The 12,448-nt window shown below is 63.5% G+C and carries 11 protein-coding genes; 7 read left to right on the top strand and 4 right to left on the bottom strand.

Translation table 11 applies throughout. The features are described 5' to 3' along the window. Window positions 1-109: 109 nt before the first annotated feature. Both ACODSO_RS05170 and ACODSO_RS05175 read left to right on the top strand, forming a co-directional pair. Window positions 110-985: a DMT family transporter gene (locus ACODSO_RS05170; protein ID WP_489035549.1), complete on the top strand. Its 876-nt coding sequence runs from the start codon at window positions 110-112 to the stop codon at window positions 983-985. Then, on the top strand, window positions 982-1,896 hold the full coding sequence (locus ACODSO_RS05175; RefSeq protein WP_489035551.1) for a serine/threonine-protein kinase: 915 nt from the start codon (window positions 982-984) through the stop codon (window positions 1,894-1,896). Before ACODSO_RS05170 ends, ACODSO_RS05175 begins: the two co-directional genes overlap by 4 nt. 8 nt (window positions 1,897-1,904) lie before the next feature. On the opposite strand, the gene ACODSO_RS05180 is transcribed toward ACODSO_RS05175, so the two are convergent. Continuing rightward, window positions 1,905-3,395 (bottom strand): amino acid permease, encoded by a 1,491-nt coding sequence (locus ACODSO_RS05180; protein ID WP_489035553.1) that lies wholly within the window; start codon window positions 3,393-3,395, stop codon window positions 1,905-1,907. 532 nt (window positions 3,396-3,927) lie between these two features. On the opposite strand from ACODSO_RS05180, the gene groL reads away from it, so the two are divergent. Then, entirely contained in the window at window positions 3,928-5,553 is a 1,626-nt protein-coding gene (gene groL, locus ACODSO_RS05185; RefSeq protein WP_068380378.1) for a chaperonin GroEL, read from the top strand. A gap of 112 nt (window positions 5,554-5,665) precedes the next feature. On the opposite strand, the gene ACODSO_RS05190 is transcribed toward groL, so the two are convergent. Continuing rightward, the gene (locus ACODSO_RS05190; RefSeq protein ID WP_489035554.1) at window positions 5,666-5,989 is read right to left on the bottom strand and encodes a putative quinol monooxygenase; all 324 of its coding nucleotides are present in this window, start codon (window positions 5,987-5,989) and stop codon (window positions 5,666-5,668) included. 87 nt (window positions 5,990-6,076) lie between these two features. On the opposite strand from ACODSO_RS05190, the gene ligD reads away from it, so the two are divergent. Further along, window positions 6,077-7,030: a non-homologous end-joining DNA ligase gene (ligD, locus tag ACODSO_RS05195; RefSeq protein WP_489035555.1), complete on the top strand. Its 954-nt coding sequence runs from the start codon at window positions 6,077-6,079 to the stop codon at window positions 7,028-7,030. An 18-nt stretch (window positions 7,031-7,048) separates the two neighbouring features. On the opposite strand, the gene ACODSO_RS05200 is transcribed toward ligD, so the two are convergent. Beyond that, entirely contained in the window at window positions 7,049-7,744 is a 696-nt protein-coding gene (locus ACODSO_RS05200; RefSeq protein ID WP_489035556.1) for a FadR/GntR family transcriptional regulator, read from the bottom strand. Window positions 7,745-7,877: 133 nt separating this feature from the next. On the opposite strand from ACODSO_RS05200, the gene aspA reads away from it, so the two are divergent. Genes aspA through ACODSO_RS05215 form a run of 3 tightly spaced genes read left to right on the top strand, consistent with a single transcriptional unit; the run spans window position 7,878 to window position 11,616 of the window. Next, on the top strand, window positions 7,878-9,317 hold the full coding sequence (gene aspA, locus ACODSO_RS05205; protein WP_489035558.1) for an aspartate ammonia-lyase: 1,440 nt from the start codon (window positions 7,878-7,880) through the stop codon (window positions 9,315-9,317). A 6-nt stretch (window positions 9,318-9,323) separates the two neighbouring features. Beyond that, window positions 9,324-10,751 (top strand): amino acid permease, encoded by a 1,428-nt coding sequence (locus ACODSO_RS05210; protein WP_489035559.1) that lies wholly within the window; start codon window positions 9,324-9,326, stop codon window positions 10,749-10,751. Window positions 10,752-10,755: 4 nt separating this feature from the next. After that, entirely contained in the window at window positions 10,756-11,616 is an 861-nt protein-coding gene (locus ACODSO_RS05215; RefSeq protein WP_489035561.1) for an asparaginase, read from the top strand. Window positions 11,617-11,624: 8 nt separating this feature from the next. Here ACODSO_RS05215 and ACODSO_RS05220 read toward each other — a convergent pair whose 3' ends face one another. After that, on the bottom strand, window positions 11,625-12,437 hold the full coding sequence (locus tag ACODSO_RS05220) for an MOSC domain-containing protein (protein ID WP_489035563.1): 813 nt from the start codon (window positions 12,435-12,437) through the stop codon (window positions 11,625-11,627). Between the last annotated feature and the right edge of the window lie 11 nt (window positions 12,438-12,448).

A 12,448-nucleotide genomic window follows, 5' to 3' on the forward strand; every position in this document is an offset into this window, starting at 1 on the left:
TGTATATGGTCAAGTGCCGCTGAACACCGTAGCTGACCTAACTGGTGCATGCGAATTCGATGAATCGCACGAGTCGCTGATGGGGTGTCCTCCCACTACTGTTTTCTTCGTGCCGCAAACGCTCTTGGTGGTGGTCCTCGCGTTGGGCGCTGCGCTGTGCATCGCGATCGGCACCGTAGTGCGCCAGCGGACGGCTGCGGAGGTTCCAGTCGAGGACAACGGCGTGCTCGGCCCGATCGCTGCGCTGGTGAGGCATCCGATCTGGTGGGTGGGCACCGTCGTCGGGATCGCGGGGTACGCGCTCCAAGCGGTGGCGCTCGGTCTCGGGTCGCTGCTGCTGGTCCAACCACTGCTCGTTCTGTCGCGACTGTTCGCACTCCCGCTCGGTGCACGATTCGCGCACCGAACCATTTCGCTCGGAGAATGGTTGTGGGCTGCGGCACTGACGGCGTCCGTGGCGATTCTCGTCGTTGTCGGCGATCCGAAACCGGGGATCGAGCGTGCCGAGGCTCGGCACTGGGTGATGATCTGCCTGATCGGTATCCCGTTCGTAGCGGCGTGCGTGGTCGCGGCTCATCGCAGCACGGGTGCGCGCAAAGCACTGCTGCTGGGCGTCGCGGGCGGGGCGTTGTTCGGGGTCGCGGCCGTCCTGACCAAGGGCGTCGTCCACTTGGTGTCTCGCGGGGTCGTTCCGCTGGTGACGTCCGTCGAACTGTACGCACTGATCGGTGTCGCGGTGTGTGCGATCACGCTGCAGCAGTCTGCATTTCAAGCGGGTGCACTGCAGGCTTCGTTGCCGGCGACGACCGTCATGGAACCCGTCGTGGCGTCGGCGCTCGGTTTCCTCGTCCTGGGGGAGTACTTGGCCGCCGACCGGCGTGTCTCGGCCGTTCTGGTTGTCGCTGTGGTGGCCATGATCGCTGCGACGGTCGCTCTCGCGCGATCGTCGGCCGGCGACGAATCTCCGATACCGGTCTCACCGTGACGCGCGGCCGCCTGTCGCCGGGTGACGTCTTCGCCGGGTACACGGTGGAGCGTCTGCTCGGGGTGGGCGGTATGAGCGAGGTGTACCTGGTCGCAGGCCGCGAAACGCTCAAGATCCTCAACAGCGAAGCCTCGCACAGTGAACAGCTTCGGGCCAAGTTCATCGGCGAAGCCGAGATCGCGGCGAGACTGCACCATCCGAACATCGTGTCGGTGCACGCACACGGAGAATACGAAGGCCAGCTGTGGATGTCGATGCACTACGTCGAGGGGTACAGCGCAGCACGTTTGGTAGCTCGGGGGCAGATCGCGTTGGAGCCGGTCCGCGCAGCCCGCATCATCAGCGAAGTTGCCAAGGCACTCGATTACGCCCACTCGTGCGGCGTTCTGCATCGTGATGTGAAGCCGTCGAACATACTGATCAGCACCGAAGTGCCGCCGGACGGTTACGAGCAGGTGCTGTTGTCCGACTGGGGGATTGCGCGTCTACTCGACGATTCGACGCCGCTTGCCGCCGGTGGGACCGTCATGGCGTCCATTCGGTACGCCGCCCCGGAATTGCTGCGCGGGGAGACACTGACGGCGGCAACGGACATCTATGCGCTCGGGGCGACGCTGGTGGAACTGCTCACCGGAAAGCCGCCCTACCCGCTGTCGACTCCGCTGGCGATCACGGATGCTCATCTCAACGCACCCCCGCCCGTGGTGACCGAGCGTCGAAAGTCGTTGCGGAAGGGGCTGAACGGCGTCGTCGCGACGGCGCTGGCGAAGAATCCAGCGGACCGCTACGCGACGTGCAAGGACCTGAGCGACGCGGTTGCTCGCGCGCTGGCCGCCCCCGCGCCCGAACCCCCGCCCCGGAGGTCACCCTTCGGGGCGGGGCTGCGAGGCGTTCTACGCCGATACCACTAGCGTCTTACTCACGCGTTGAACTCGTCGTCCTCGAGGGGCCTGTTGGCGACGACGGGGTAGTTGCCGGTGTACCCGATGCGCTCTTCGGCCACCGAGAGGACCTTGGTGCGGACCAGGTACCAGCCGCCGATGAGTGCCGGGATGATCACGACGAGTGTCGCGATGGTCCACGAACCGATCGGGGCGTCGAATGCCATCAGTACGAGGACACCGAACAGGAACACCAGTGTCGCGTAGCTGGTGTAGGGCGCTCCGAACAGTCGGAACTTCGGTCGTTCGAGGATCCCCTTCTTGGACCATCGATAGAGCTGGATCTGGCACAGCACGATCGTTGCCCAGCTCGCGATGATGCCCAGGGCCGACATGTTCAGCACGATCTCGAACGCCTCGCCCGGTGCGATCGCATTGAGGGCGACGCCGAACAGTGTGATGAAGCAGGTCAGCAGAATGCCGCCGAAGGGCACGCCGCCCTTGGTCATCTTCTTGGTGAATTCGGGAGCGCTGCCGTTCATGGCCATCGAACGCAGGATTCGACCCGTCGAGTACAGCCCCGCATTGAGGCTCGACAACGCGGCCGTCAGCACGACGATATTCATGATCGTGCCCGCGCCACCGAGACCGATGCTCGAGAAGAACGTCACGAACGGAGACGTGCCGGCCGAGTACGCGGTGTAGGGGAGGAGCAGCGCCAGTAGAACGAGGGAGCCGACGTAGAACAGTGCGATGCGGGCGATGACCGAGTTGATGGCCCGCGGCATGATCTTCGCCGGGTTCTCTGTCTCTCCCGCGGCCGTACCGACGAGCTCGACGGCTGCGTAGGCGAAGACGACACCCGAGATGACGATGACCAGCGGCCACGCGCCCGAGGGGAACAAACCGCCGTTGTCGGTGATCAGGCTGATACCCGGCATCTCGGTCCCGACTGGAATGCGGCCGGCGAGGAAGACGATGCCCACGATCAGGAATGTCACGAGCGCGACCACCTTGATCATCGCGGCCCAGAACTCCATCTCACCGAACCATTTGACGGAGATGAGGTTGAGGCTCATGACGAGAACCAACGCGATCAACGCGATGACCCACTGTGGGATCACCTCGAAGGAGCCCCAGTAGTGCATGTATGTCGCAATTGCGGTGACGTCGACGATGGCTGTCATCGCCCAGTTCAAGAAGTACATCCACCCCGCGACGAAGGCCGCCTTCTCGCCGAAGAACTCGCGAGCGTAGGAGACGAACGATCCCGACGACGGACGGTGCAGCACCAATTCTCCGAGTGCCCGGAGTATGAAGAAGACGAATATGCCGCACAGGGCATAGGCAAGGAAGAGGCCGGGGCCTGCACTTTCGAGTCGTGCGCCGGCACCGAGGAATAGACCGGTACCGATGGCCCCGCCGATCGCGATCATCTGAAGCTGTCGGGGCTTCAGGCCTTTGTGATAGCCCTCCTCCTCGTGGTCCATCGCCGAGTTGTCGTAGGTGGTGTCGACCGTATCGGACATGTGATTCCTCGCTGTCGAATGAGTTCAGGGTGAATTGTCCGAATTTGTGGGTGCGCCAATGCTCCTGTCCCGAACGGTATTTCCCTTTCCTCGCGCAACGAAAGGCGTCGAATGTAAACAACGCGTCCGGGTGTAAACAGTGGGTGAAAACGGACCTGGGTGGTGAGCATCTGCTCGGCGTCACGTCAGGCCTCGACGATGTACGCCCCGAATGTGCGCCCGCGGTCGATCCGAGCGCACAACTGGGGAGTAGATCGGGTCGCGGGAGTGCGCCCTCGGCGAACAAGCCGGAGTGGAGCCTGCGGAATGACCAAGAATGGATGACTCGACCTTGCACTCGGCATGGTCGAGTGCTAGAAATGCAGTTGGCACTCGCGCCTTGTGAGTGCCAGGTCGGGACGGTGAGGCTGGGAATCATCGACACCCCTGGTCGTCCGTCGCGGGCACCGAACTCGGCCGAGCAAGTGCAGATGAGCGAGACGACACACGTTTCGTTCTGCGTGTCACCCCCAATCCGGAGGATCACTTCGCAATGGCCAAGATCATCGCGTTCGACGAAGAGGCACGCCGTGGCCTCGAGCGAGGACTCAACGCCCTCGCCGACGCAGTAAAGGTGACGTTGGGCCCCAAGGGTCGCAACGTCGTGCTCGAAAAGAAGTGGGGAGCTCCCACGATCACCAACGATGGTGTTTCCATCGCCAAGGAGATCGAGCTCGAAGATCCCTACGAGAAGATCGGTGCCGAGCTCGTCAAGGAGGTCGCCAAGAAGACGGACGACGTCGCAGGCGACGGCACCACCACCGCTACCGTTCTCGCTCAGGCACTCGTTCGTGAAGGCCTGCGCAACGTCGCAGCCGGCGCGAACCCGCTCGGCCTCAAGCGCGGCATCGAGAAGGCTGTTGCAGCCGTCACCGAGTCGCTGCTCGCTTCCGCCAAGGAGATCGACACCAAGGAGCAGATCGCTGCTACCGCTGGCATCTCCGCAGGCGACCCGTCCATCGGCGAGCTCATCGCCGAGGCAATGGACAAGGTCGGCAAGGAAGGCGTCATCACGGTCGAGGAGTCCAACACCTTCGGCCTGCAGCTCGAACTGACCGAGGGCATGCGCTTCGACAAGGGCTACATCTCGGCGTACTTCGCCACCGATGCAGAGCGTCAGGAAGCCGTCCTCGAAGACGCGTACATCCTGCTCGTCAGCTCCAAGATCTCCACGGTCAAGGACCTGCTGCCGCTGCTGGAGAAGGTCATCCAGTCGGGCAAGCCGCTCGTCATCATCGCCGAGGACGTCGAGGGCGAAGCTCTCTCCACCCTCGTGGTGAACAAGATCCGTGGCACCTTCAAGTCCGTTGCCGTCAAGGCTCCCGGATTCGGTGACCGTCGCAAGGCGCAGCTCGCCGACATCGCCATCCTCACCGGTGGCGAGGTCATCAGCGAAGAGGTCGGCCTCTCCTTGGAGACCGCCGGACTCGAGCTGCTCGGTCAGGCACGCAAGGTCGTCATCACCAAGGACGAGACCACTATCGTCGAGGGCGCGGGCGACTCCGACGCCATCGCCGGACGCGTCAGCCAGATCCGCGCCGAGATCGAGAACTCCGATTCCGACTACGACCGCGAGAAGCTGCAGGAGCGCCTGGCCAAGCTGGCCGGTGGCGTTGCAGTCATCAAGGCCGGAGCGGCAACCGAGGTCGAGCTCAAGGAGCGCAAGCACCGCATCGAAGATGCCGTGCGTAACGCCAAGGCAGCCGTCGAAGAAGGCATCGTCGCCGGTGGCGGCGTGGCTCTGCTCCAGGCAGCGCCCGCACTCGACAACCTCAAGCTCGACGGTGACGAGGCAACCGGCGTGAACATCGTTCGCGTTGCACTGTCCGCCCCGCTCAAGCAGATCGCATTCAACGCAGGCCTCGAGCCCGGCGTCGTTGCGGACAAGGTCTCCAACCTGCCCGCCGGTCACGGCCTCAACGCCGCGACCAACGAGTACGAGGACCTGCTCGCTGCAGGCATCAACGACCCGGTCAAGGTCACCCGCTCGGCACTGCAGAACGCAGCGTCCATCGCGGCTCTGTTCCTCACCACCGAGGCCGTCGTCGCCGACAAGCCAGAGAAGGCCGGAGCGCCCGCGGGCGACCCGACCGGTGGCATGGGCGGCATGGACTTCTAAGTCCGTCTCGCACGAAGAAGCCCGGTCCCTCTCCGAGGGGCCGGGCTTTTTAGTGTTCGAATCCGGTGCAACCAGCCGCGCTCAGCGCGGTCGGCTGCACCCGACTCCAACGCTATTCGACTGCGAGTTCGCCCAGATCGTTCCAGTCGGTCCCGTCGACCTCCTGGCTGATGATCTTCGGCGTCTCCTGTAGGTACGGCGGGAGATCCTTCTGGGCCTGCTTGAAGTGGTCCGAGTTCACATGTGTGGCACCGGCATCAGGGTCCCTGAACGCCTCCACCAGGACGTACTCGGTGGGGTCGTCGAGCGTGCGCGACCAGAAATACCACAGGCAGCCTTCCTCGGCCTGGCAGGCTTCGGTGAAGTTGCGCGAGATCTCGGGCCAGTTGTCGGCGTGCTCGGGCTTCACCTTGAACTTGGCGGTGATGAAGATCAATGTTGTTCCTTGTCGTCGATGCTGATGGTTCCTCGGGTGTACCCGAATCACCTGGATGACAAGCCTGCAGTCACTTAGGCTCGGTTCATGGCCAGTAGCTCACCTGCGATCGAACTACCGGTCGGTGACCGCATCGTACGGATCTCCAACCCCGATCGCGTGTACTTCCCGGAAAATGGGGCCACCAAGCTCGATCTGGTCAACTACTACCTCAGCGTCGGCGACGGTATCGTGCGCGCACTCCGCGAGCGACCGTGCATGATGCATCGCTTCCCCAAGGGGCTGGCAGGGGAGAAGGTGCACCAGAAGCGGGTGCCGAACGGCGCGCCGCCGTGGCTCGAGACCGTGCGGGTCACGTTTCCTCGTTACAACCGGACTGCCGACGAGCTGTGCGTCACCGAACTCGCGCATGTGGCGTGGGCGGTGCAGATGTCCACAGTCGAGTTCCATCCGTGGAACAGTCGGCGGGCCGACGTCGAGAAGCCCGACGAGTGGCGCATCGACCTCGATCCGATGCCCGACTGCCCGTTCGACCGAGTCCGTAGCGTCGCAGGTGTGGTGAAGGACGTACTCGACGACCTCGGTGCGGTCGGGTGGCCGAAAACCTCGGGCGGACATGGCCTGCACATCTACGTGCGGATCGACCCTGCGTACGGCTTCAAAGATGTACGCAGGGCCGCACTGGCATTCGCGCGCGAAGTAGAACGTCGCGCACCCGAGGACGTGACCACGACGTGGTGGCGCAAGGACCGCGACCCGACGAAGCTGTTCGTGGACTACAACCAGAATGCGCGCGATCACACCATCGCCAGCGCCTACTCGGTCCGCGGAAATCAGGAAGCGACCGTTTCGACGCCGATTGCCTGGGACGAGATAGCCGACGTCGACCCGCACGAGTTCACGATCTTCACGGTGCCTGCCAGGTTCGCCGAAGTGGGCGATCTGCACGCGGGAATCGACGATGCGGTGTTCTCGCTCGAGCCTCTGCTCGAATGGGCCGAGCGGGACGAGCGTGAAGGATTGACCGAACCGGAAGAGTGAGCGGCGATCTGCCAGAAGCTAACGGCGCAGCGACTCCACCGCCCCGCGTACGGCGTCGAGGTGGGCGGCCATGGCGTCGGCGGCTTTCTCGTAACTGCCCGAGCGGATGCCCGCGACGATGGTGTCGTGCTCGATGTTGGACTTCTGCTGGCGTCGGGCGACGAGGTTGAGAGTTTCCGACTGGCGGGTCAGCGCACCACGAATGTCGACGATGATTGCTTCGAACACCCGATTCTTGCTGGCCCGTGCGATCGCGGTGTGGAACTGGCCGTCCAGTAGGACCCAGGCGTGGTGATCGTCCTCGTTGCGCATCTCGTCGGTGAGCCCTTCGAGCACCAGGAGGTCCTCGTCGGTGCGTCGTTCGGCGGCCCACCCGGCCGACGGTATCTCGACATGGGGCCGTGCTTCCATCAGTTCGCGAGCCGCGTAGTTCCCGATGTCGAGATCGCCGGTGACTCGGTCACGGACGACGAATGTTCCACGGCCGGTTTTGGTTTCGGTCAGCCCGAGCGCGGTGCACGATCGCAGTGCTTCCCGGATCACCGAACGCGAGACTCCGTGGCGGGTGGCAAGCGCGGACTCGGCCGGGAGTTTGTCTCCGACGGAGACCTGCCCCGACACGATCGCGTCGCGTAAGTCCGCGAATACCGCTTCCGCTGCGCTCATTCTCGTCGCGGTCGGCTGACTGACCGCCCAGCTGTCCGACAGGCTCATGCCTGAATCGTCCTCTTCCTATGCCGAGGTGGTCAAGCCAGCGGTTGACGGCTGACGTGTCTTGGTTCACACTCTAACCTGTCAGACAGCCGGACAGCCGGACGGCCGCCGTCGAGTAGTCAGGGAGCAAGCAGTGGACGCTATACGTGTCGAGAAGGACCTTCTCGGCGAGCGCGAGATACCCGCAGACGCGTACTGGGGTATCCATACCCTGCGTGCGCTGGAGAACTTCCCGATCACCGGGCGCCCCATCTCGACAAACGCCCACCTGATCCGCGGCCTCGCAGCCGTGAAGTGGGCGGCCGCATCGGCCAACGAGGACCTGGGCATTCTCGACGACACCCGTAGCGAGGCCATCCGTCAGGCCTGCCAGGACATTCTCGACGGCCGACTGCACGAGCAGTTCGTCGTCGATGTCATCCAGGGCGGTGCGGGCACATCGACCAACATGAATGCCAACGAAGTGATCGCGAACCGCGCGCTCGAGATCCTCGGATACGGTTACGGCGAGTACAGCCACCTGCACCCCAACGAGCACGTCAACGCCAGTCAGTCGACGAACGATGTCTACCCGACGGCCGTCAACATCGCGACGATCTACGCAACACACGAACTCATCGAAGCGATGAAATTCCTGCGCGACGCCTTCCGCCGCAAGGCGACCGAGTTCGCCACCGTCGTCAAGATGGGGCGCACGCAGTTGCAGGACGCGGTGCCGATGACGCTGGGGCAGGAGTTCGGTACCTACGCGGTCATGATCGACGAGGACTGCTCACGGCTCGAGGAAGCCGCACTGCTGGTGCACGAGATCAATCTCGGAGCAACCGCTATCGGAACGGGGCTCAACGCGCCGGTCGGATACACGGTGTCGGCGGTCGCGCACCTGCGCACCATCACCGGCCTGCCGCTGGTCACCGCAACGGATCTGATCGAAGCGACGCAGGACGTCGGTCAGTTCGTTCACCTGTCCGGTGTTCTCAAGCGCGTGGCCGTCAAGCTGTCCAAGATCTGCAACGACCTGCGATTGCTGTCCTCGGGCCCGCGGGCAGGCCTGAACGAGATCAATCTCCCTCCGATGCAGGCAGGTTCGTCGATCATGCCCGGCAAGGTGAATCCGGTCATCCCGGAGGTGCTCAACCAGGTGGCCTACGAGGTCATCGGCCACGACGTCACCATCACCATGGCCGCCGAGGCAGGACAGTTGCAGCTCAACGCATTCGAGCCGATCATCGTCAAATCCCTGTCCGACGGCATGGCACATCTTAGTGCCGCGTGTCGCACCGTCGCCAGTCGCTGCGTCGACGGCATCACCGCCAACGTCGAGCTGCTTCGTGAGCGGGTCGAAAACTCGATCGGTCTGATCACCGCATTGAGCCCGTATCTCGGATACGCCGAGTCCACCGCAATCGCGCAGGAAGCCCTGCTCACTGGCCGCAACGTCGTCGACCTCGTTCTCGAGAAGAAGTTGATCGCTCGCGACGAACTCGACCGTCTGCTCAGCCCGGAACATCTCGCCAATCTGCGCGTCGCGCCCATCGAACACGCCGACGCCCCCGACACCTCGACAAGGTAGGCATTCATGACCATCGACCAGAGAGTCGCAGTCAGGAACGAAGATCTCGGATTTCGGAAGTCACTGAAACCCAGACAGATTCAGATGATCGCCATCGGCGGTGCCATCGGCACCGGTCTGTTCATGGGAGCCGGTGGCAGGCTTCACGACTCGGGGCCCGCACTCGTGCTGGTCTACGCACTGTGCGGATTCTTCGCCTTTCTGATCCTGCGCGCTCTGGGTGAGCTCGTGATGCACAGGCCGTCGTCGGGAAGTTTCGTCTCGTACTCGCGAGAATTCTTCGGCGAGAAGATGGCTTTCGCGGCAGGCTGGCTGTACTGGATGAACTGGGCAATGACGGCTGTCGTCGACGTCACCGCCGTCGCGCTGTACATGAACTTCTTCAAGAAGTACTGGGCACCGCTCGGTGACGTCGATCAGTGGGTGTTCGCACTCATCGGACTCGTCGTCGTACTCTGTCTGAACCTGGTGTCCGTCAAAGTCTTCGGTGAACTCGAGTTCTGGTTTGCGCTCATCAAAGTCATTGCGCTGGTGACCTTCCTGGCGGTCGGCGTCTACTACGTGGTGTTCGGAACCCCGATCGACGGACAGTCACCCGGGCTCAGTGTGATCACCGACAACGGCGGACTGATACCCAACGGCCTCCTGCCCGCCATCGTCGTCATCCAGGGTGTCGTGTTTGCGTACGCATCGATCGAGTTGGTGGGCACCGCAGCCGGGGAGACAGCCGATCCGGAGAAGGTCATACCCAAGGCAATCAACACGGTCATCGTTCGAATCCTGATCTTCTACGTGGGATCAGTTCTGCTGCTGTCGCTCCTGCTTCCGTATACCGCGTACCACGCAGGTGAAAGCCCGTTCGTCACCTTCTTCGGCGCGATCGATGTGCAGGGCGCCGGTGCCATCATGAACCTCGTCGTCCTCACCGCGGCGCTGTCGAGCCTCAACGCCGGTCTGTATTCGACCGGGCGCATCCTGCATTCGATGGCCGTAGCCGGGTCCGCTCCGAAGTTCGCGGCACGGATGAACAAGGCAGGAGTCCCCTACGGCGGCATCGCACTGACTGCGGTGGTGGCGCTGGCCGGCGTCGGGCTCAATGCCGCTGTGCCCGCCCAGGCCTTCGAGATCGTCTTGAACCTTGCAGCTCTCGGTATCATCAGCGCATGGGCCGTGATCATCCTCTGTCAGCTGAAGCTGTGGTCGCTCTCGCGCACAGGACAGATCGAGCGGCCGAAGTTCCGAATGCTCGGCGCGCCCTACACCGGCATCGCAACACTCGGATTTCTGCTGGCAGTGCTTGTTCTGATGGCGTTCGACAAGCCGGTCGGCACCTGGACCATCGCCTCGATCCTGATCATCGCGCCTCTTCTGGTGGGTGGTTGGTTCCTGTGCCGCAGTCGCATTCGTGCGCTGGCCGAAGAACGAGAGGTATGACAGCTTGTCTTACATTGCCCTGCTGACGACGGGCGGAACCATTGCCAGCATCCGCGACGAGAACGGCATCAGTCGGCCGGGTCCCGGTGGACTCGGACTCGATGTCGCGTCCGAGGTGAAGGTTCGCCACCTGATGTCCAAGGACAGTTCGACGTTCGACTTCGCCGACATGGGCCGCATTGCCGACGCCGTAGCCGAAGCACTCGTCGACGAGGCGTGTCAGGGCGTAGTCGTGCTGCACGGCACCGACACCATGGAGGAATCAGCGCTGCTCGTCGACCTGTTCCACGACGACCCTCGCCCGGTCGTGTTCACCGGTGCTCAGCGCACGTCCGACCACGACGCTCCGGACGGTCCCGTCAACGTGGCTGCCGCACTGGAACTGGTTCTCGACGACGCGAATCGAGGGAGCGGTGTTCTCGTCGTGTTCGGCGGACGGGTACTGCCCGCACGCGGTCTGTCGAAGTGGCACACAACCGATCTCGATGCGTTCGTCAGCTCGGCGGAACCCCGCGTGGTCGTTCCGAGAGTCGACATGGCGGGAGTGAGGGTCGACATCGTGGCCCTGTATCCGGGCGCCGATGCGGTGGCGATCGAGGCGTTCGTCGCGGCGGGTACCGACGGAATCATTCTGGAGGCAACAGGTTCCGGGAACACCAATGCGCAGGTCGTCGACGCCGTGAAGTCGTGCGGTGTCCCGGTGGTGGTTACGACGCGTGTGCCGGTCGGCCCAATCGAGCCCACGTACGGTGGTGGTGGAGGAGGGGCAGACCTCGTCGACGCCGGGGCGGTGTTCTCGCCGCTGCTGCGGGCGGGTCAAGCCCGGGTGTTGCTCGCTGTGCAGATCGCGTCGGGGAGATCGTAGGCAGCAGGCTACAGTTCCGTGTCGCCCCATCTCGCGACGGTGATCTCGTCACCGACGGTCACCGTGCCGCCGCGGATGACCGTGAACTTCGACCCGAACGCGACACCCTTCTGTCGTGCCGTGCGGTATGTCGCCAGCGTCGCCAACGGTTCCCGCCCGTCGCGGCGGCCGAGGCTCTGATCGACGGTGGTGACGGGGCACCGGATCGCAAGTTTGGTGTAGGTGAGCTCGGTGTCGCCGACCGTGATGTCGCGCACCAGGTCCTCGGTGTGCGGCGAATCCCAGCCGTCGACGACGATGTTCGGACGAAACCGATCCATCGGCAACGCAGTGTCCAGTCGTGCATTGAGCCCGTCCAAGGTGGACTTCGACAGAATGTGGACTGCCGAACTGTCCGCGAATCCGGCCGTCCCCCGCGCTATTCCGTCCGTGACGCGATGAGAGTCCTCGGGTACTGCGACGAGACGTGACTTCTCGCCGATCACCTCGCTCAGAAAGGATGCAACGTCATCGCCTTGATCTATGCCGCGGAACGGGCGGCCGAACATCGTGACCTCGGACGCCGAGGACGCCGTGTCGATGGGGCAGGTCACCGAGCCGACATCCGGGTGGAGGAGCGTCAATCTTTCGTCGTCGATCGTAGGGTGAATCAGGGCCAATACCGGATCGCGTCGTTGACTGCGGAAGGAACGATTTTCGTCGACGATCATGAATTCACGGTCGTGCTCGATACCGCGGAACGTCATGCGCGCGGACTGAAGCGAGTGGCCCGCACAGCCCTTGACCGGGTAGCAGACCAACTCGGATACCGTCGCATTCACAGCGACGAGGA

It is taken from the genome of Rhodococcus sp. FG69, assembly GCF_057808915.1.